Source organism: Variovorax beijingensis, from assembly GCF_003951285.1.
Classification (GTDB): Bacteria; Pseudomonadota; Gammaproteobacteria; order Burkholderiales; family Burkholderiaceae_C; genus Variovorax; species Variovorax beijingensis.
The window spans coordinates 1-18075 of the sequence record NZ_RXFQ01000010.1 but is presented as its reverse complement, the minus strand read 5'-3'; the positions used below and the strand labels follow the sequence as shown (position 1 = coordinate 18075).

The window sequence follows — 18075 nt, the reverse complement described above, 5'->3', positions numbered from 1 at the left end:
GCCGTTCATGCGGCGGTGCTTCTTGTCAGACCAGGCACTGCTCGAGCCCCTGCTCGAGAATTTCACGCGGCAGCTCGATGCCGATGAACACCATGCGGCTCTGGCGGGCTTCGTCCTTGCCCCACTCCGGGCCCAGGTCGCTGCCCATCAGCTGGTGCACGCCCTGGAAGATCACCTTGCGCTCGGTGCCCTTCATGTTCAGCACGCCCTTGTAGCGCAGCATGCGCGGGCCGTAGATGTTGACGATGGCGCCCAGGAAGTCTTCCAGCTTGGCCGGGTCGAAGGGGCGGTCGGCCTTGTAGACGAAGCTCTTGACGTCGTCGTCGGTGTGGTGATGGTGGCCGTGGCCTTCGTGCTTGTGCGAGGGATGGTCGCAATGCTCCCCATGCGCGTGGTCATGGTCGTGGTGGTCGTGCTCGTCTTCCTTGAGGAAGTCGGGGTCGATGTCGAGCTTGGCGTTCAGGTTGAAGCCGCGCAGGTCGAAGATGTCCTTGAGCGGCACGTCGCCGAAATGCGCCTTCTGCTGCGGCGCGCGCGGGTTCATGTGCTTCAGGCGATGAATGAGCGCATCGGTCTCCTCGGCCGACACCAGCTCGCTCTTGCTGATGAAGATCTGGTCGGCAAAGCCCACCTGGCGGCGCGCCTCCTGGCGGTCGTTGAGCTGCTGCGGCGCATGCTTGGCGTCGACCAGCGTCAGGATGGAGTCGAGCAGGTAGCTCTCGGCGATCTCGTCGTCCATGAAGAAGGTCTGCGCCACCGGGCCGGGATCGGCCAGGCCGGTGGTCTCGATCACCACGCGGTCGAAGTCGAGCAGGCCCTGGCGCTTCTTGGCGGCCAGAAGCTGCAGCGCCTCGCGCAGGTCCTCGCGGATGGTGCAGCAGACGCAGCCGTTGCTCATCTGCACGATCTGCTCCTTCGATTCGGTCACCAGGATGTCGCTGTCGATGTTCTCTTCGCCAAACTCGTTTTCGATCACCGCGATCTTCTGGCCATGGGCCTCGGTCAGGATGCGCTTGAGCAGCGTGGTCTTGCCCGAGCCCAGGAAGCCGGTGAGGATGGTGGCGGGAATGAGGGCCATGGTGTGCTCCGGAAGCGGAAAACAGGAAGAAAAGGGAATGGGCCGGCAGTTTAGCCAATGCCACTCAGTTGCGTTGGCGCGGGGTCAAGCGGGCTTTCTCACCACCACCAGGCCCTTGAGGTATTCGCCTTCGGGAAACTCGATGGTCATCGGATGGTCGGGCGCCGCGCCCAGCCTTTCGCTGATGTAGCCGTCGACTTGCGCGTCGATCCCGGCCGAAGCCACGATCTTGTGGAAAAGATCGGCGCTGATGCCGCCCGAGCACGAAAAGGTCAGAAGCACGCCGCCGGGCTCCAGCAGCTTGAGCGCGAGGCGGTTGATGTCCTTGTAGGCGCGGGCGGCGCGCTCGGCGTGGGCCGCCGTGGGCGCGAACTTGGGCGGATCGAGCACGATGGCGTCGAAGCTTCGGCCCTGCTCGATGAACTCGCGCAGCACGGTGTTGACGTTGGCGTCCAGGAATTGCGTCTTCAGGCCCGACCCTTCTGCGCCGAAGCCGTTCAGCGCCAGGTGCGCGCGTGCCCGCTCGAGCGCCGGCTGCGACGAATCGACCGACACCAGCTCGGCGCCCTCCACCGCGCCGGCCGCCCGCAGGCCCGCGAGCGCGGCCACCGTGAAGCCGCCGGTGTAGCAGAAGCAGTTGAGCACGCGCCGAAAGCGCCGATGCTGCGCGAGCTCGGCAAAGCGCTGGCGGCTGTCGCGCTGGTCGAGGTAGAAGCCGGTCTTGTGGCCGGTGGCGATGTCGAGCGAGAGCTTCCAGCCGTGCTCGCGGATCGTGATTTCCGTGGCGCCCTCCCCGCGCAGCCAGCCCGTGACCGGCTTCAGGCCTTCGCGCTCGCGGCCGCTGGCATCGGAGCGCTCATAGAGCTTGTGCAGGCCGGTCGCCGCGAGCAGCGCATCGGCAATCGCGGCCTTCCAGCGCTCGACGCCGGCCGACAGGAACTGCGCGACCAGCGTGTCGCCGTAGCGGTCGACGATCAGGCCCGGCAGCCCGTCGGCCTCGCCGTGGACCAGCCGCACACCGTCGCTCTGCAGGTCGAACAGCGCCCTGGCCGCCACCGCGCGGGCGCACACCGACGCCAGGAATGCGGCATCGATGCGCTGCGTTTCGGCAAAGCTCCAGGCCCGCGCGCGGATCTTGGACACCGGGCTGAAGGCGGCCCAGGCCAGGAAGGCGCCGTCATGGGACTCGACGCGCACCGTCTCGCCCGAATCAGCGCCGCCGCGTGCAATGGCGGACTCGAAGATCCAGGGATGGCGGCGCTGCAGCGAGCGCTCCTTGCCGGGCTTGAGGCGGAGGGTTTTCATTTGATTTGCTTTTTATCGTCGTTCTTTGGGCCGGGCCGCGTTCCCTCGGGGCGCGCCTGCGCGCGCGGATGTGCCGCGTCATACACCTTGGCCAGGTGCTGGAAGTCCAGCCGCGTATAGACCTGGGTGGTGGCGATGTTGGCGTGGCCGAGCAGTTCCTGCACCGCGCGCAGGTCGCTGCTCGACTGCAGCACATGGCTTGCGAACGAATGCCGCAGCATGTGCGGATGCACCGGCGCCGCAAGGCCGGCCTTGAGGCTGCGCTCGCGCAGCAGCTTCCACACCGCCTGCGAGGACATGCGCACGCCCTTGGCGCTGATGAAGAGCGCCGCCGCGCCTGCCGGGTCGCGCAGTGCGGCCGTCGACAGCGCCGCGCAATCGCCGCGCACCGCGAACCAGTCGCGCAGCGCCTCGGCTGCCTTGCTGCCGATCGGCACGATGCGCCGCTTGCTGCCCTTGCCGAGCACGTTGGCTTCCAGTGCGTCGAGATCGACCCAGCCGCGGGCCGTATTGCTGGCGCGCGCATCGAGGCCGGTGAGCTCGCTCACGCGCAGGCCGCAGCCGTAGAGCACTTCGACGATGGCGCCGTCGCGCGCCTCGGTCCAGGGGTCGGCCTCGGGGTCGTAGAGTTCGGCGAGCCGCACCGCATCGTCGACCGCCAGCGCCTTGGGCAGCGGCCGCGCAGCCTTGGGCGCATGCACGTCCTTCACGGGGTTGAAGCCCACCAGCCCCTCGTTGCCGAGCCAGCGGTAGAAGCTGCGCCAGCACGAGAGCACCAGCGCAATGCCGCGCGGCTCGCGCCCCGCGCCGTGCAGCTGCGCCATCCAGCGACGGATGTGCGCGGTCTGCACGCGGTCGAGCGAGAGCCCGGCCTCGGCGGCATGGGCCGCGAGCGCCTGCAGGTGGATGGCGTAGAGCTCGACCGTGCGCGCCGCCAGCCGGCGCTCGACGCGCACGTGCTCCAGGTACTTGTCGACCCAGCCGGTCCCCGCCGTCTCAGTGGAGGTAGCCATTGAACGCATTGTTCACGACAGCCAGAGGCTCGCGCAACGCACCCTTGAAAGCCATGCCCCAGCGGCGCCAGCAGCGCGTGCTCGCCGCCGCGTACTGCACGTCGAAGTCCTTGTCGAAGCCGCTGGAGCGCACCAGACGCTGCACGCGCCACAGGTGGTAGGGCTCCGACACCACGATCACGCCGCGGATGCCGGCCGCCTTCATCAGCGGACGCGACATCGCAAGGTTCAGGCGGGTCGAGGTCGATGCCGGCTCCAGCAGCAGCGGCCCGGCGTAGCCCTGGGCGCGCGCATACCGCTGCATCACCTCGGCCTCGATGCGGCCGTCCTCCTTGTCGACGCCGCCCGACAGCACGAGCTGCTTCGCGAGGCCCGTATCGGCCAGCGCGATGGCGGCATCGACACGGCCCGTCAGGCACGGATTGGGCTTGCCATCGAGGAAGGCGCGGTTGCCCAGGACCATCGCGGCATCGGCCGGCCGGCCGGGCGGGTTGGCCAGCGCCTCGACCGCGCGCCGCCAGATGACGGCGGCAATGACAAGGTAGGCCAGCAGTCCGGCCAGCAGCACCGTCCACAGAACGGGCCACGCGGCCCGCCAGGACCGGCGCCGCCCGCTCAAGGCCGCAGCCGCGACAGCGCGCCCGACGCCAGTTCGGCGATGCGTTCGAGAAAGTCGGTGCCCATTTCGGCGTTGAAGCGCTGCGCATCCGGCGAAGCCAGCACCAGCAGGCCGAAGGCCGGCGACTCGGCATCGGGCCGCAGCGGGATCAGCGCGATCGACATGGCACCGGCCGGCTCGGGCAGCCAGTTGGCCGCCTCGAAGCCCGAATTGAGCCCGCAGTAGGGCGAGGTCAGCGAGGTGGCCAGCGCCTTCACGTCGTCGCTCACCCACTGCGCATAGGCCTCGTTGAGGTAGTCAGCGCCGCAGTCCCACACCTTGATGGCGGTCTGCGGCACCAGGAACAGCGACTGCAGGTCGACCGCGATGCGGTACGGCAGGCTGCGCGGATCGCGCGTGGTCAGGAGGCCGCTGGTCCAGCGCTGCAGGCGATCGGCGATGACCACGTTCTCGGTGCCATGGCGCACCATGTCCATCAGGCGATGCTCCAGCGCCTTGATCTTCTCGCGCAGCATCTCGGCCTGGCGCTCCTGCAGGCTCACGGCGCGGTTGCCGTGCGGGCTGGTGAGCTGCACCTGCGCCAGCAGCTGTGCGTGCCGCTCGAAGAAGTCGGGCGTGTTCGCCAGGTAGTTGGCGATGTCGTCTTCGGTGATCGGGTTCATGGCGTCGTCTTTGTTGTTTCTGAAGTGGGTCATGGCAGTTCGGGCACCTCGATGTCTCCCTCGAAAACCGTGGTGGCCGGGCCGGTCATGAGCACCGGATGGCCCTCGCCTTCCCAGCCGATGGTGAGCACGCCGCCATGCGTCTGCACGTCGACACGGCGCTCCAGCAGGCCGAGCCGGATGCCCGCCACCACTGCCGCGCAGGCGCCGGTGCCGCAGGCCAGCGTTTCGCCGGCGCCGCGCTCGAACACGCGCAGCCTGACGTGCGTGCGGTCGACCACCTGCATGAAGCCCGCATTCACCCGCTGCGCAAAGCGCGGATGGTGCTCGATCTGCGGGCCCTGCCGGGCCACGGGCGCGGTGTCGACGTTGTCGACCACCTGCACCGCATGCGGGTTGCCCATCGACAGCACCGCGACCGATACGATGGCCGAGTCGGCATGCGTGCCGAGGGCCAGGTGCCAGGTGTGCCACGACCCCGTGGGCTGTGGGTCGAGGCCGGCGGTGTCGAAGGGTACGCGCGCGGGCTCGAAGATGGGCGGCCCCATGTCGACCGTGACGCGGCCGTCCTCGCCCATGCGCGGCTCGATGATGCCGGCCAGCGTTTCGACGCGCACCGTGTCCTTGTCGGTCAGGTGGTGCTCGCGCACGAAGCGCATGAAGCAGCGTGCGCCGTTGCCGCACTGCTCCACCTCGCCGCCGTCGGCGTTGTGGATCACGTACTGGAAATCGACCCCCTCGGCCGCACCCTTGGAGGGCGGCCGCACCGTGAGGATCTGGTCGGCGCCGACGCCGAAATGGCGGTCGGCCAGGAAGCGGTACTGCGCGGCCGTGAGGCCCAGCGTGCCGCGCGTTTCGTCCAGCACGACGAAATCGTTGCCGGCACCCTGCATCTTGGTAAAGCGGATTCGCATCGGGCGATTATCCGCCCGTGGCTTGGCGGCGCCTGTCGAGCGCCCGGTCCAGAAAGGCCAGGCGGTCCTGGCCCCAGAAGCGCTCGCCGTCGAGCACGAAGGTCGGCGCGCCGAACACGCCGGCCTGGATGGCGTCGGCGCTGTTGGCGCGGTAGACCGCCAAGGTCTCGGGCGCCCGCTCCAACGCCTGCAGCGCCGCGCCGTCGTAGCCGTTTTCCTCGGCCACCGCGATGCGCACCGCGGCTTCGGAAGTGTCGCGCTCCTCCGCCCAGAGCGCGCGCAGCAGCGCATGCGAGAGCGGCTGGGCGTCGAGCCCCTGCAGTTGCGCGGCAATCACCATCCAGCCCGGGTACTTGTTCCAGTTGGGGTCGACCGGCGCGCCCTTGGGGTAGTAGGCGGGCTCCAGGTTGAGCGGCATGCCGAGGTGGTCGCGCCAGCGCGCCAGTTCGAGCGCGTGGTAGCTGCGGCGCGGCTCGGGCCGCGTCTTCAGCGGAATGCCGCCGGTCTGCGGCACCACGGCCTGGAAGTCGTAGGGCTTGAGCGTGAGCCGCACATGATGGCGCCGCACGATGTCCTGCAGCTGCGGGCCACCCAGGTAGGCCCAGGGCGAGGAAAGGCTGTAGTAGCAGTCGAGCGCGATGGCGGTGGGGGTCGGGTGGGTGGTCATCGCGGAATTATTGACAACTTCCTTCAGCCGCAGCGCGCGGCGGTGATGCGGCCCTGCGGATCGACGTCGACATTGAGCCGCCCCGGATCGGCCGGCACCGGCAGCGGCGCGCCGACGGCCGAGGTGCGCGCCGATTTGGAGCCGGTGCGCGTGCGCATCTGCTCCAGCAGCATCGGATCGAGCGCCTGGCCGAGCGCATAGCGCGCCTGCGCGGCCTGGCAGGTTTCTTCGCTGGGCACGGTCACGAAAGTGGGCGGCGGCGGCGCCTCGGAGGTGAGTGGGCGGAATTCGGGCTTTGTCTGGCAGCCAGCGATGAAGAGCGAAGCCGCGCACAGGGCGGCCGCCACGACGCCGCGCGCACGCGGGGAAAAGATGAAACCGGGTTGATGGAGGATGGGCATGGTGTCTTGCGTCTTTCAATGGATCGTAGCGTCGGCGGTGGTCAAATCCTCCCGCCATGATCAATCTGAATCGTTTCGATCTCATCTCCCTGCGGCTTTTTGTCGCGGTTGTCGATGGAGGAAGCCTGACCGCGGGCGCGGATCGATTCGGCGTATCGCTTCCGGCGGCGAGCAAGCGCATCACCGATCTCGAGCAGCACTGCGGCATGGCGCTGCTCCAGCGCGGCCAGCGCGGAGTGACCGCCACGCCCGAGGGGCAGACCCTGCACCGGCACGCGATCGAAGTGATCGCGCGCCTGGAACAGCTGGTGCAGGCGGTCGACGATCTTCAATCAGGTGCCACCGGCCACCTGCGGCTGTGCGCCAATCCTTCCGCTTTCGGCGGCTTCCTGCCCAGCGTGCTGGCCGAGTACGCCCGCCGCTATCCGCAGGTGGTGATCGACATGGAAGATGCCTTGAGCGAGGACGGCATTCGCGCTGTGCAGAAAGGCACGGCGGAGCTTGCCGTCATCGGCGACAACGTGCCGCACGAAGGCCTGGAGACCCTCGTCTGCAATGTCGACCAGCTGGTGCTGCTGGTGCCCGCGGGCCATGCGCTGGACGGTCGGCAGAACGCCTGCCTCGCGGACGTGCTCGACCACGACCTGGTCACGCTGGCACGCAGCGCATCGCTCACGCGCAAGGTGATGGCGGCGGCCGACGCGGTCAAGCGCACGCCCCGCATCCGGGTGCAGGTGCGCAGCTTCGATTCGATGTGCCGCATGGTCTCGTTCGGGCTTGGCCTGGCGATCCTGCCGCGCGCGGCGGCGGCACTCTATGCCCAGGCGCTCGGCATGGTGCAGGTCTGCCTCGAGGGCATCGAGATGGAACGCGTGCTGCTGCTGGCCATGCGCAGCCGCTCGGAGCTCTCGATGCCGGCGGCTGCCCTCATGGAAATGATCGAAAGCGCGGCGCCTTTCAGCGGAGCACGGCACTCTCCGAGGCCTGGCGGATGAGGCGGTCGCGGTCCGCGGGCAGAAGAAAGCCCTCGGCGAAGGCCTTTCCGGCGGCGGCCCGCACTGCGGCCACGTAGCCCTCGTGGCTGCCGTAGCGCTCCTCGAGCGACAGGCGCGGATCGCCGCTCGCGGTCCGCTCCCCCGCTGCAGCATCGGTGCCACGGCGGCCCAGCGTGCCCGGTGGCGAGCCCTGCCCGCAAGCCGGCTGGTGGTTCACCCCGGCCCAGCTGGACAGCCGGCGCTACTTCGACAAGGGCGAGATCATGCCGATCATCAAGGGCAGTTCCTTCGGCGACACGAACTGGCAACAGACGGGCGATCCCAAGGACGACAAGTGATGGACCAGCCAGTCGATGGAACGCCGTTCGCGTTGGCGGTGAGGCAGCTGGGACGAAGGCCGCATCAAGCCGGCGCACCCGCGTCGCGCCGGCACACCGTCTGGTGCCGAACGGGTTGCGGCGAGGCCGCGGAGCGCGGACCGCTCGGTTGGTGGCCATGCTGCAGCCAGCAGTGCTGGGCGGCGTGGAAGGAATCCGAGGAGAACGCAGGAACTCGCCCGAGCAACACCCCAAGATGAGGCGCACCGCTCCCGCCCCGGCGCACCGCATCAGAGTTCGTCGCAATAGCAGCTGACAGGCTCCCAAGCCAACTCGGCTGCCATCGCGTCCCATGCGCCGGACGCCACCACGCCCGCGATATGAGCCTGATGATGACCTCGTGATTCCCACGACTCGACCAGCGTGAACGCGCAGGCGTTGTCGCCGTGCCCGAAGAGCCGCACACCGCGGCAGCCATCCGCCGACGGCAGCGACTGCTTGACCTGGTGCATGAGTTCGGCGAATGCAGATGCGCGTTCGGGCCTGGCTTCGAAAGTGATGATGACGTTGATGGGGTCCATGGGAATTTCTTTGCCGTTGGCTTGAAGGAAAAAGGGAGACGGCAGGTTAGCCAGCGCCCTCCCCCGCGCCAAGACGCAAAGCTGCGAAGAAATTGACCATGGCTGCGAAGCTTGCCGCAGCCCCTTCCCATCAACCCGACTGCGCGCGCCGCACGTATTCGGCAGGCGTCGCCTCGAAGCGCCTGCGGAACGCACGGTTGAAATGCGCCGCGCTCTCGAACCCCACCTTCGCGGCTGCATCGGCGGGCCGCAGGCCGGCGCCCAGCATCAGCACGCGCGCTTCCTCAAGGCGCAGGTCGCGGATGCAGCGCATCGGCGTGACCCCGGCGACTTCGCGAAAACTGTGCGCAAAGTGCGAAGGGCTCATGTGCACGTGGCTGGCAATCTCGGCCACCGACAGCGGCCGGCTCAGATGGCGGCGCATGAAGGCGATGGCCGTCTGTATGCGTGCACCGGCCCTGGTGACGGCACCCGCGCTGCGGATGGCAGCCGCGGCTTCCGAACGCAGCAGCCGCAGCACGATCTCTTCGACGGCCAGCGGCGCGAGCGTGCGGCGGTCCATCGGATCGTCGGTCGCCAGCAGCAGACGGGCGAAGGCCTCGACCACCTCCAGCGCCACCGGCGCCGTGAAATTCTCGGTCACGCGAGCAGGCTCGGCCGCCAGCGCGCCGCCTTCCGCCAGTGCGACGAAAGACTTGACCAGCACGTCGGGCGGCAGGTCGAGATGAATCGCGAGGTAGGGCGCGTCGGCGCTCGCCCCGACCACGGTGCCGAGGCACGCGACCTCGGCCCCGAGCACCAGGCACTGCGTGGCGCCGTAATCGAGCGAACGGCGGTCGCCACCAAGGTGTGCCGTCTTGCGGCCCTGCAGGACCACCACCACGCCCGGCGTGAGGCGCTGGGTTTTTTCGTAGCGGACCGGGCGCGAGAAGCGGTAGCAGCGCAGCCCCGGATACAGCGCATCGGTACGGCCGTCCGCGGGGGTTCGCGCTGCAACCATGTCGCGCAGGCGGACCCAGGCGGCGGGGATCAAGGCGGCTTCGGCGGGCTGGTCGATGTTGTCGTCAAGGCGCGGAACCTTCACCCGGCGTGCGCCAGTTGCAAGCCGCCCTTGCCGTCGGGAAGCCAAACCTCCGCGCCCTCCGAGCTCGCATTGAAGAACCCGACACCGTGTTTCGCGGCAACAGCGACAACGGCGTCATAGGCCACTTCAGCTTTCGACCACGCGAATGCCGCATAGATCACTTCCCGCCCGACGCTGTAGTCGGTCACTGTGGCGTCGTCCTCCGGAAACTCCTCGGACGAAAACGGGCCATTCATGGCGGGGTAGGACCGGATCATTTCCAGGAACCAAGCCTTCAACGCAGGCGTGCTCACCTCCGGGTTGTCGTAGGAATGTCCTTCCGCCCATTCGGCCTGGACTTCATACCATTCGAGAAATGCGGCCCGGTCCTTGGGCGCGGCTTCCACTGCAAACACCATCAAGTCATAGCTCATGCGGCTGCCTCCTCCTGGTTCGGAACCTGACTGTAGCTTCCGCGAAGGTCAGGCGGCGCATCGCGCATCGGCAGCCGCGAGTTCAGGGGTCGTTGGCTTCCGGTGCGGCGGCACCCGCTTTGGCGGCGCTCGCAACCGCATCGCAGGCGGCCCTCAATGCGGCCGCAACCTCTTGCGGCCCGCGGCGCAGTTCGACGATGTCGCGCTCTCCAACGCAGTAGCCGTCAAGGCGCACGTAGATGCGCTTGAAGTCGCCACCGAGTGCGCGCGCCACGTCGAGCAGGCAGTCGCCGAGCGTCGAGAAGCCGCCGTTGCTGTACGAGCTGGGCGGGATCACGCCCTTCGAACGCGGCGCGCGAACGGAATAGGCGTAGGACGCAGCATCCTTCCGCAGCTCCACCACGGGCTGCAGGCCGCATTCAACGTCCCTTGCGCTTCTCATGGCCGGAGTGTAAGTGCCTCCCCCATGACGCGCGGCTCGCCAACCCTCGCGCCTGCTTGGGATGGATACGACTTTTTCGTTTTCCATCTACCCCGAAGAGTGCCGCACCCACGGCTTCCCGTGGCATCCTGAAAGCTCCGCATCGGACCCGCGCGTTTTTTCTTGGCGCGACGCTCCTGATGCGTCTCTTCAAGCCACCAGGTTCGAGGAAAACTCCGATGCAGCTTGGCCAAAGGATGCGTGCGTTCGTATGGGTCGGAAGCTGGGCGCTCGCGCTCGGAATGTGGAGTTGCGGCGGAGGTGGTGGAGGTGGCGGTGGCGGGGCCTTCGTGCCGGTAGCCACCGTTGCGCCGCCGGCCGACACGCCCGCCACGACGCCGCCCCCCGAGGCGCCGGCCGCGCCACCCGAGCCGGCACCGGAGCCCGTGCCCGTGGCGCCCGCCGAATCGCCGCCCGCCACCAGCCGCGTCGTTTCCGACACCATCACCTCGGCCAAGACAGGCGCAAGCTACGCGCTCGAGATCTACCTGCCGGCCTCCTACGATGGCGGCTCGGCAGCTTATCCCGTCATCTACGCAATGGACGGCGACGGGGTCTTCAATCCACCCAACACGCGGTTTGCGGACCTCAGGAACATCATCGAGCAGCGCCGCACCGAAGCGATCCTGGTCGGCATCGGCGGCACGGCGCGCCGCGAGCAGGACTACACGATGCCCGGCGCCGTGCCCTACCACGACTTCCTCGCGCTCGAACTGGTGCCGTTCATCGAGTCGAAGTACCGCGCCGACGCAAGGCAGCGCATGCTGAGCGGGCTGTCGCTGAGCGGGAGCATGGCCGGCATCGCGCTGTTCCTCGAGGGCGCGGCAGGCAGCCTGACGTTCTCGCACTTCCTGGCGTTCGAAGGCGCATTCGCCTTTCAGACGGCCGAGTACGAAAGCCTCGAGCAGCAAATGCACGATGCGCTCGGTGGCAGGCCCTTGCCTGCAACGCTGGTTCTCACGCGCTGCGACAACCCCAACGAGTGCAACTTCGAGCCGGTGGGCCGAATGCACGCGCGGCTTGTGGCTCGCGGCTATCCGGGCCTGTCGATCAGCGAGACCACCTACTCGACAACGCACACCCAGACCGACATTCCATCGTTCGCCGATGCGATCGCCAGGCTGCTGCCATAGCAGCAAGCAGCCCCTTGCCGGCTCAGAAGCGGTCCTGCAGCCCCATGGCCGGATCGCTCACCGAATGCCGGCCGGTCTCGATGCGGCCGGCAAGGCGCCGGTAGAAGGAAGGATCGGCATCGCAGGTCACGACGAAGTCGTACCACTGGCCGCTCGCGTCCAGGCTCCAGCGCATGCCGGTTTCGCCGCCGCCCTTGACGCGGATGCTCCACGAGCCGTCGGGGTTGTGGCCGTAGGTGCCCTTGTCGTCATTGCCGTGCTCGTCGTTGCCACGCCCGTTGTTGCCGTTGCGGTCCCTGCCACCGGCCTGGTAGGCGTCAGGGCGCGGATAGGCCTTGTTGGGCTGTACGGTGAAGCGGCAATCGCGCCGGCCGTCGTTGCGCATCTGCAGGTAGAGGTCGCCGCGGCGCGCGTCGTAGCCCACGCGGATTTCGGGTGCGGGTGCGCTGCCGGCGCGCAGCCGGTTCAGGTCGCCCTTGAAGTGGCGATGAAAGCCGTTGGGGCCAAGCACCCACAGGTCGTACAGGCCGGCGTCGTCGGCCATGGCGTTCCAGTGGCCGTCGAGCTGCTTGCCGGGCTCGACCACGTAGCGGCGCGGCAGGCGGTCGGGCAGGTGCAGCTTGTCGTAGACATGGAACACGGCGGCGGCGCGGCCGCTGTTGGCGAACAACAGCTGGACGCGGCCGTTGAGCGCATCGCTGCGCGCGCTGGTGTGCAGCTCGTAGGGCAGCGCGCGCGAGGGGCGCACGCCGGTGGCCTGCACCGGCAGGTCGGCGTCGGCGGCCGGCACGATCTTGGGCAGCGCCTCCTGCGCGGCGGTCAGCGCATCGGCCTCGGCCTTGGTCTTGCGGCCGGCCAGCACGGGCAGCGGCTCGTCGTTGGGGCGCTCGAAGTTGAAGGCGCTGGTGAGATCGCTGCAGACGGCACGGCGGTACTTGCTGATCTGCGGCTCGGCCACGCCGAAGCACTTCTCCAGGAACATGAGCGTGGAGGTGTGATCGCAGACCTGCGAGTTGACCCAGCCGCCGCGGCTCCAGGGCGAAACCACCCACATCGGCACGCGCGGGCCCGGGCCATAGGGGCGGCCGTCCATGGCGGGCTGCTTGGGCGTGGCCGGCGTGTGGTTGTGGTACTCGACGGCCGTGTCGGCCTCGGCCAGCGTGGTGGCGCCGGCCAGCGAGCCGTCGGGGTTGCGCGAGGGCACCGCGGGCGACGGCAGGTGGTCGAAGAATCCGTCGTTCTCGTCGAAGTTGATGAGCAGTACGGTCTTGCTCCAGACCTCGGGGTTGGAGGTCAGCGCATCCAGCACTTCCTGCACGTACCAGCCGCCCTTGGCCGGACTCGACGGGCCGGGATGCTCGCTGTAGGCCGACGGCGAGATGATCCACGACACCGCAGGCAGGGTGCCGTTGCGGATGTCCTCGCGGAAGGTTTCGAGAAAGCCCTGCGGCATGGTGTTGCCGAAGCCCTTGGCCAGCGGGCTGAGCGCATCGTCGATCGCCGGGTCGTAGAACGGCCCGGCGGCGGTCACCGGCTGCGTGATGTCGGTCGCGGGAACATACACGGGGCGGCGCGCCGCCGGCATCTGCTCGATGGCGGTGCGCCAGTGGCGAAAGCTCATCATCTCGTTGCAGCCGAAGTTGTCGATCAGGCTCTGGTAGACCTTCCACTTCACGCCGGCCTTCTCGAGCCGGTCGGCATAGGTGGTCCAGGTCCAGCCTTCGGTGGATGCGCCGATGTCGTTGCCGGCGTTGAACTGGTTGTTCAGCACCGCGAGCTGAACCTTGCTGCCGTCGACGGGGCTGATGCCGTTCGGGCCATTGGTGCCGCTCCAGTAGAACAGGCGGTTCGCGATGGTGCCGGTGTGCATGCCGCAGTGGTAGTGGTCGCACAGCGTGAAGGCCTCGGCCAGCGCGCGCTGGAACGGCACCTCGGCGGTGTCGTAGTAGCCCATCGACAGCAGGTTCTTGACGTCCGGCCACTTGAACATGCGGCCGTGGTCCCATGCGGCCTGCGAGTCGGACCAGCCGTGCGGCGTGCTGCCTGCGCGCTGCGCGTTGCCTTTGCTCTCGTCGAGCCGGTAGGGCGTGTAGGTGCTGGGCGGCGTGGTCTTGGTGTAGGTCTGGTGGAAGATGGTCTTGCCGTTGGGCGCGGGCACGGCAAAGCGGTCGCCATAGCCGCGCACACCCTTGAAGGTGCCGAAATAGCTGTCGAAGGAACGGTTCTCCTGCATCAGCAGCACGACGTGTTTGACGTCCTTGATGGTGCCGGTCTCGTGGTGCGCGGGAATGGCCAGCGCGCGACGGATGCTGGGCGGAAAGGTGGCCAGCGTGGCGGCGGCAATGCCGGAGCCGGTGGCGGTCTGGAGAAACTTGCGGCGTGTGGTCATGGGGGTTTGTTCTTGATATTGAGAATGCCGGGAAGCGATGGCGCCTCAGGGCGCGTAGCTCACGCTGGGCTCGCTGCCCGCGCCGGACGAGGCTGCATCGGTCTTGCCGGCCGTGCTTGCATTGGCCTGGTCGGAGACGAGCGCGTTGCCCGGCGTGGCAGCGGCGCCGCTGAAGCCGCCAGCGCCTGCGCCATCACCGCCGCCGCAGGCGGTCAATGCAAAGGCCAATACCGACAGCGCGAGTGGTGCGCGCAAGATGAATCGTGGATGCATGGATGAAGGCACTCCTTTTTTCTCGAGGCGGTGGGACGACCTCCAGCGTAAGAAAGAGCTGTGACATCGCGATGTAGCGGCGATGACGGCGTGCTGGTGGCGCGATGCTCAGCCCGCGCTGCGCCACCGGCCGGATTCCCGGCACACGCTGGCCGGCTCGCCATTGACCTGGACCTGTTCTTCATCGAGTTGCGATGCGGTCGGCGCGTCGATGTCGAAGGCAATGCGAAGCGCGCGTCCGACATGCGCATCCTCGATCGGAAGCTCCCAACTCAGGAACACCTGGGTGCAATCCTGGCCGGGTGCGAAGTGGGACGCATCGAAGCCGCTGCTGCTGCGCCGGATCACGGCATGCGGCTGGCCCGTATCGAAGAGCAGGACCGTGCCGCGGGCCAGGGGAATTCGCTCTCCAGTAGAGGGAAAGTGCACATCCAGTTCCTTGTCCTCGCAGAGGAACAGATTGCAGAACGCGGCGCCGCCGTATTGCGCGCCGTCATGGTGGTAGCTCGCGCCGCGGCAGGCCATGAGGGCGACCTCGCTGGACGCGAGCAACTCGTGCAATCCAAGGCCGCGCGTCCAGTCGGACACCGCCTGCACGCACTGCCTGTAGTCCGGCCAGCGCGCACGCGCGCGCGCCAGCGGCAAGGGTTCGACGTCGCCGGGCTCCAGCGCCAGGCGCGAGGAAACCTCGCGCTCCCAATCCGCGACCAGGCGTGCGGGAGGCACGGGCACGTCGACCCTGCCCGACAGCACCACATCGCTCACGTTGCGGCTGCGCATGGCGTCGCCGCTCAGGAAATAGGAAACGAGGCGGTCTTCTCGCACGCGATGCGGTGGAGGGGAAAGGCTCATCCTCAGCAGTGTAGTGAGGCGGGTTCCGCCTGCCCGCTGTCGCCGCCGGCGACGTCAGGGCCTGAGCGTGGGCCCCCGCTTCGCATAGGCCAGCGCCGCGAGCAGGCCGAGGCCCGCCATGGCTGCGGCACCCCAGGCCACCGCGGGGCTGCACAGCATGCGGACCAGCGGCGAGCGTTGTCCGCTGCCCGTTTCGATGCCCGTGGCGGCCTGCTCGAGCGGCGTGAGCGGCCGCGCTGTGTTCGGGTTTTCTTCGCCCTGGAGCATGGCCTGGGAAATTTCCAGCGGCGTCAGTTCATCGGCGACGGGTCCGGACAGCGATTTGTCGTTGGCACGCATGGAAAGCCTTTCGTTCGGAGATTGGATCTGCGGCGCAGACTCTCCCGCCGCCGGCCCGGCGCTCTACAGCCGGCAGCGTACTTTTGCGTAGGCCGAGGGCGCACATGGCGGCGCGGGCTACAAGGACGCCGCCTCGGCATGCAGCACGCCGTTGCGCGCCACGACACGGCCGCCCGCCACCACCAGCCTGCGCACCGGCCGCGCGACCACGGCCTGCGCCACCGTCTGCGCATCGACCAGCACCAGGTCGGCGCGGCAGCCGGCGTCCAGGCCATAGGCCTCGAAGCCGCAGCCGCGCGCGCCGGCGTGGGTGACGGTGTCGAGCGCCACTTCGAGCTCGTCATCGCGGCGCAGGTTGTAGCGCATGCCGAGCAGCATCGCGCGCTCCAGCATGTCGGGGGTGCCGTAAGGCGACTAGGTGTCGCGGATGCCGTCGTTGCCGCCGAGCACCGTCACGCCGGCCTTGCGGCAGGCCATGAGCGGCGGCACGCTGCGCGATGGCGGCGCGCTGGTGACGAGCACCACGCCGAGCCTGGCCATGCGCGCGAGCAGCGCGTCGCGCTCGCGCTCGCCCAGGTCGCCCAGGCAGAAGCCGTGGCTCACCGCGACCTTGCCCTGCATGCCCAGCGCCTCGGTGCGCTGCAGGATCAGCTCGAGCGAGAACGCACCCATGGCGCCGGGCTCGTGCAGGTGGATGTCGACCGGGCGCTGGTGCCTGTCGGCGATGCCGAACAGCACATCGAGCGAGCGCACCGGATCGCCGTCGATCGCGCAGGGGTCGAGGCCGCCCAGCACATCGGCGCCCTGCGCGAGCGCCTGCTCGAGCAGTTCGGCCGTGCCCGGCCGGCCCAGGAGGCCCGACTGCGGAAACGCGACGACCTGGATCTGCAGCACCTCGCGCAGCGTCTGGCGCGTGCGCAGCGTGCCTTCGAGATGGCGCAGGCCCGCTTGCGTGTCGACGTCGACATGCGTGCGCAGCCGCGTGGTGCCGAGCGCGAGAAAAGCCTTGGCCAGAACCAGCGACTGCGCGGCCGCGTCATGCCCGCTCGCATGCCGGAAAGCGCGCTCGTTCTCGATCTTGTCGATGAGATTGGTGCCGACCTCGTTGCGGTACCAGTCCATGCCCCACAGCGTCTTGTCGAGGTGGGTGTGGCCTTCGACCAGGCCGGGCAGCAGCAAGGCGCCGCCGCCCTCCTCGACGGCGGCATCGGCGGGCGCGGAAAGCGCGGCGCCGGTTTCCGCGATGCGGCCATCGCGCACCAGCACATCGACGGGGGAAGCGCCCATCGGGCGCACATTGCGGATCAGGAGCGAGGGCATGGAAGGTCGGTCGTTCGTTGAATGCGTCAGGATCAGGGCCGTGTGCAGCGTACCCAGATTCGGGCCTGGGGTCATCCCGCGCACGTTTCGTTGCAGGCCGAAGTGTCCGTCGCGCAAACTCCCGATGATCGGCGCACCATGCCAACGACCCCACTCGCCGCCACCGCCAATCCCCCGCCCCGCATCGCCGTCGAATGGATGCTGCTCGCCGTACTCGCCACCTGCTGGGGCGCCTCCTACACCTTCATCAAGATCGGCGTCCAGACGCTGCCGCCCGTGACGCTGATCGCGGCGCGCACGCTGATTGCCGGCCTGCTGCTGCTCGCGCTGCTGCGCCTGCGCGGCGTGCGGTTGCCGCGGGGGCCCGCGATGTGGCGCCGCTTCGCGCTGCAGGCCTGCCTCAACAGCGTGCTGCCGTTCACGCTCATCGCCTGGGCCGAGCGCAGCGTGGATGCCGGGCTCGCCACCATCCTCAACTCGACCTCGCCGATCTTCATCTTCCTGCTGGGCCTGGGCATGGGCGGTGCGGAGAAGCCGACGCTGCGCCGCCTCTTCGGCGTGGCGGCGGGCCTCGCGGGCATCTGCCTGATCGTCGGCTTCGAGGCGCTGAACGGGCTCGGGCATTCGCTGCTCGCGCAACTGGGGCTGGTGGCGGCAGCCGTCTGCTACGGCTGCGCGGCGATGTTCGGCCGCGTGTTCAAGGGACTCGACCCGATGGTGCCGGCCGCGGGTTCGCTGCTCTGCGGCGCGGCGATGCTGCTGCCCGCGAGCCTTGCGGTCGACCGGCCGTGGACGCTCGTGCCTTCGGCCGCGTCGATGGTCGCCGTGCTGGCGCTGGCGGTGCTCTCCACGGCCCTCGCCTTCACGATCTACTTCCGGCTCATCAGGACGCTCGGGCCGATGTCGACGGCAGCGCAGGCCTACCTGCGCGTGCCCATCGGCGTGATGATCGGCGTGGTGTTCCTCGGCGAGACGCTCTCGCCCACCGCGTGGGCCGGGCTCGCGTGCATCGTGGCGGGCGTGGTCGCGATGACGGTGCCCGCGCGGGGCGGACTGCCCATGATCCGGCTCCGGGCGCGATGAAGAGCCGCATGGTCCGCTCAAGACTTTTGCGCCGCGGCCATCATTTTTTACACGGCTTTTAGACGCGCGCTCCTACGCTGCCGGCTCCTCCATTCGCCAGCAATTTTTTCGATGAAACACCTCTTTCGCATCGCCCTGCCGGTGCTCGTTCTTCCC

21 protein-coding genes and 1 pseudogene are annotated in these 18075 nt (G+C 68.6%); 4 read left to right on the top strand and 18 right to left on the bottom strand.

The features are described from left to right. Positions 1 to 25 precede the first annotated feature (25 nt). The 8 genes from EJO66_RS18250 to EJO66_RS18215 form a co-directional block, all read right to left on the bottom strand. On the bottom strand, positions 26 to 1078 hold the full coding sequence (locus EJO66_RS18250) for a CobW family GTP-binding protein (protein WP_124960389.1): 1053 nt from the start codon (positions 1076 to 1078) through the stop codon (positions 26 to 28). Positions 1079 to 1162: 84 nt separating this feature from the next. Then, the gene (locus tag EJO66_RS18245; protein ID WP_124960388.1) at positions 1163 to 2383 is read right to left on the bottom strand and encodes a class I SAM-dependent rRNA methyltransferase; all 1221 of its coding nucleotides are present in this window, start codon (positions 2381 to 2383) and stop codon (positions 1163 to 1165) included. Continuing rightward, on the bottom strand, positions 2380 to 3396 hold the full coding sequence (locus EJO66_RS18240) for a tyrosine recombinase XerC (protein WP_124960387.1): 1017 nt from the start codon (positions 3394 to 3396) through the stop codon (positions 2380 to 2382). Before EJO66_RS18240 ends, EJO66_RS18245 begins: the two co-directional genes overlap by 4 nt. After that, positions 3380 to 3964: a YdcF family protein gene (locus tag EJO66_RS18235; protein WP_240648604.1), complete on the bottom strand. Its 585-nt coding sequence runs from the start codon at positions 3962 to 3964 to the stop codon at positions 3380 to 3382. The genes EJO66_RS18240 and EJO66_RS18235 overlap by 17 nt, the downstream gene beginning before the upstream one ends. Before the next feature lie 47 nt (positions 3965 to 4011). Next, on the bottom strand, positions 4012 to 4710 hold the full coding sequence (locus tag EJO66_RS18230; protein ID WP_021005622.1) for a DUF484 family protein: 699 nt from the start codon (positions 4708 to 4710) through the stop codon (positions 4012 to 4014). Next, positions 4707 to 5591 carry a diaminopimelate epimerase gene (gene dapF / locus EJO66_RS18225; RefSeq protein ID WP_124960385.1) on the bottom strand — a complete coding sequence of 295 codons (885 nt, stop codon included), beginning with the start codon at positions 5589 to 5591 and terminating at the stop codon, positions 4707 to 4709. The genes EJO66_RS18230 and dapF overlap by 4 nt, the downstream gene beginning before the upstream one ends. A gap of 7 nt (positions 5592 to 5598) precedes the next feature. Then, on the bottom strand, positions 5599 to 6258 hold the full coding sequence (locus EJO66_RS18220) for a 2-hydroxychromene-2-carboxylate isomerase (RefSeq protein WP_124960384.1): 660 nt from the start codon (positions 6256 to 6258) through the stop codon (positions 5599 to 5601). 23 nt (positions 6259 to 6281) lie between these two features. Beyond that, complete coding sequence (locus tag EJO66_RS18215) at positions 6282 to 6659, bottom strand: I78 family peptidase inhibitor (protein ID WP_124960383.1); 378 nt, start codon at positions 6657 to 6659, stop codon at positions 6282 to 6284. 56 nt (positions 6660 to 6715) lie between these two features. Between EJO66_RS18215 and EJO66_RS18210 the strand changes: the two genes are divergently transcribed. Beyond that, a complete protein-coding gene (locus EJO66_RS18210; RefSeq protein WP_124960382.1) occupies positions 6716 to 7654 on the top strand; it encodes a LysR family transcriptional regulator in 939 nt (312 codons plus the stop codon). On the opposite strand, the gene EJO66_RS33005 is transcribed toward EJO66_RS18210, so the two are convergent. Then, positions 7617 to 7718 (bottom strand): hypothetical protein, encoded by a 102-nt coding sequence (locus EJO66_RS33005; protein ID WP_240648611.1) that lies wholly within the window; start codon positions 7716 to 7718, stop codon positions 7617 to 7619. The genes EJO66_RS18210 and EJO66_RS33005 overlap by 38 nt on opposite strands. A 91-nt stretch (positions 7719 to 7809) precedes the next feature. Between EJO66_RS33005 and EJO66_RS32585 the strand changes: the two genes are divergently transcribed. Next, positions 7810 to 7992, top strand: coding sequence for a hypothetical protein (locus tag EJO66_RS32585; RefSeq protein WP_164547852.1), 183 nt, complete (start codon positions 7810 to 7812; stop codon positions 7990 to 7992). Between the two features lie 269 nt (positions 7993 to 8261). Here EJO66_RS32585 and EJO66_RS18200 read toward each other — a convergent pair whose 3' ends face one another. From EJO66_RS18200 to EJO66_RS18185, 4 genes are all read right to left on the bottom strand, one after another. Continuing rightward, on the bottom strand, positions 8262 to 8552 hold the full coding sequence (locus EJO66_RS18200; RefSeq protein ID WP_124960380.1) for a putative quinol monooxygenase: 291 nt from the start codon (positions 8550 to 8552) through the stop codon (positions 8262 to 8264). A gap of 130 nt (positions 8553 to 8682) precedes the next feature. Continuing rightward, complete coding sequence (locus EJO66_RS18195) at positions 8683 to 9636, bottom strand: AraC family transcriptional regulator (protein WP_223262361.1); 954 nt, start codon at positions 9634 to 9636, stop codon at positions 8683 to 8685. Next, positions 9633 to 10049 (bottom strand): hypothetical protein, encoded by a 417-nt coding sequence (locus EJO66_RS18190; RefSeq protein WP_124960379.1) that lies wholly within the window; start codon positions 10047 to 10049, stop codon positions 9633 to 9635. The genes EJO66_RS18195 and EJO66_RS18190 overlap by 4 nt, the downstream gene beginning before the upstream one ends. An 82-nt stretch (positions 10050 to 10131) precedes the next feature. Further along, entirely contained in the window at positions 10132 to 10491 is a 360-nt protein-coding gene (locus tag EJO66_RS18185) for a hypothetical protein (protein WP_125965742.1), read from the bottom strand. Positions 10492 to 10820: 329 nt separating this feature from the next. On the opposite strand from EJO66_RS18185, the gene EJO66_RS18180 reads away from it, so the two are divergent. Next, positions 10821 to 11663 carry an alpha/beta hydrolase gene (locus EJO66_RS18180; RefSeq protein WP_223262360.1) on the top strand — a complete coding sequence of 281 codons (843 nt, stop codon included), beginning with the start codon at positions 10821 to 10823 and terminating at the stop codon, positions 11661 to 11663. A gap of 22 nt (positions 11664 to 11685) precedes the next feature. Here EJO66_RS18180 and EJO66_RS18175 read toward each other — a convergent pair whose 3' ends face one another. The 5 genes and pseudogenes from EJO66_RS18175 to EJO66_RS18155 form a co-directional block, all read right to left on the bottom strand. Next, positions 11686 to 14052, bottom strand: coding sequence for a phosphocholine-specific phospholipase C (locus EJO66_RS18175; RefSeq protein WP_125965741.1), 2367 nt, complete (start codon positions 14050 to 14052; stop codon positions 11686 to 11688). Positions 14053 to 14097: 45 nt separating this feature from the next. Then, positions 14098 to 14325, bottom strand: coding sequence for a hypothetical protein (locus tag EJO66_RS18170; RefSeq protein WP_124960375.1), 228 nt, complete (start codon positions 14323 to 14325; stop codon positions 14098 to 14100). A gap of 108 nt (positions 14326 to 14433) precedes the next feature. Continuing rightward, positions 14434 to 15177: a hypothetical protein gene (locus tag EJO66_RS18165; protein WP_124960374.1), complete on the bottom strand. Its 744-nt coding sequence runs from the start codon at positions 15175 to 15177 to the stop codon at positions 14434 to 14436. A gap of 54 nt (positions 15178 to 15231) precedes the next feature. Beyond that, positions 15232 to 15516, bottom strand: a complete 285-nt coding sequence (locus EJO66_RS18160; RefSeq protein ID WP_124960373.1) for a hypothetical protein — start codon at positions 15514 to 15516, stop codon at positions 15232 to 15234. 117 nt (positions 15517 to 15633) lie between these two features. Beyond that, positions 15634 to 16836, bottom strand: a pseudogene (locus EJO66_RS18155) (amidohydrolase family protein). 138 nt (positions 16837 to 16974) lie between these two features. Here EJO66_RS18155 and EJO66_RS18150 point away from each other — a divergent pair. Beyond that, entirely contained in the window at positions 16975 to 17919 is a 945-nt protein-coding gene (locus EJO66_RS18150; RefSeq protein WP_206168861.1) for a DMT family transporter, read from the top strand. The last annotated feature ends 156 nt before the right edge of the window (positions 17920 to 18075 follow it).

Excerpts from the sequence above, each read along its gene's own strand:
- EJO66_RS18185 (WP_125965742.1), bottom strand. The coding sequence starts at position 10,491 with ATGAGAAGCGCAAGGGACGTTGAATGCGGCCTGCAGCCCGTGGTGGAG.
- EJO66_RS18190 (WP_124960379.1), bottom strand. The coding sequence starts at position 10,049 with ATGAGCTATGACTTGATGGTGTTTGCAGTGGAAGCCGCGCCCAAGGAC.
- EJO66_RS18215 (WP_124960383.1), bottom strand. The coding sequence starts at position 6,659 with ATGCCCATCCTCCATCAACCCGGTTTCATCTTTTCCCCGCGTGCGCGC.
- EJO66_RS18150 (WP_206168861.1), top strand. The coding sequence starts at position 16,975 with ATGCCAACGACCCCACTCGCCGCCACCGCCAATCCCCCGCCCCGCATC.
- EJO66_RS18175 (WP_125965741.1), bottom strand. The coding sequence starts at position 14,052 with ATGACCACACGCCGCAAGTTTCTCCAGACCGCCACCGGCTCCGGCATT.
- EJO66_RS18240 (WP_124960387.1), bottom strand. The coding sequence starts at position 3,396 with ATGGCTACCTCCACTGAGACGGCGGGGACCGGCTGGGTCGACAAGTAC.
- EJO66_RS18230 (WP_021005622.1), bottom strand. The coding sequence starts at position 4,710 with ATGACCCACTTCAGAAACAACAAAGACGACGCCATGAACCCGATCACC.
- EJO66_RS18210 (WP_124960382.1), top strand. The coding sequence starts at position 6,716 with ATGATCAATCTGAATCGTTTCGATCTCATCTCCCTGCGGCTTTTTGTC.
- EJO66_RS18245 (WP_124960388.1), bottom strand. The coding sequence starts at position 2,383 with ATGAAAACCCTCCGCCTCAAGCCCGGCAAGGAGCGCTCGCTGCAGCGC.
- EJO66_RS18170 (WP_124960375.1), bottom strand. The coding sequence starts at position 14,325 with ATGCATCCACGATTCATCTTGCGCGCACCACTCGCGCTGTCGGTATTG.
- EJO66_RS18250 (WP_124960389.1), bottom strand. The coding sequence starts at position 1,078 with ATGGCCCTCATTCCCGCCACCATCCTCACCGGCTTCCTGGGCTCGGGC.
- EJO66_RS18160 (WP_124960373.1), bottom strand. The coding sequence starts at position 15,516 with ATGCGTGCCAACGACAAATCGCTGTCCGGACCCGTCGCCGATGAACTG.
- EJO66_RS18165 (WP_124960374.1), bottom strand. The coding sequence starts at position 15,177 with ATGAGCCTTTCCCCTCCACCGCATCGCGTGCGAGAAGACCGCCTCGTT.
- EJO66_RS18220 (WP_124960384.1), bottom strand. The coding sequence starts at position 6,258 with ATGACCACCCACCCGACCCCCACCGCCATCGCGCTCGACTGCTACTAC.
- EJO66_RS18200 (WP_124960380.1), bottom strand. The coding sequence starts at position 8,552 with ATGGACCCCATCAACGTCATCATCACTTTCGAAGCCAGGCCCGAACGC.
- dapF (WP_124960385.1), bottom strand. The coding sequence starts at position 5,591 with ATGCGAATCCGCTTTACCAAGATGCAGGGTGCCGGCAACGATTTCGTC.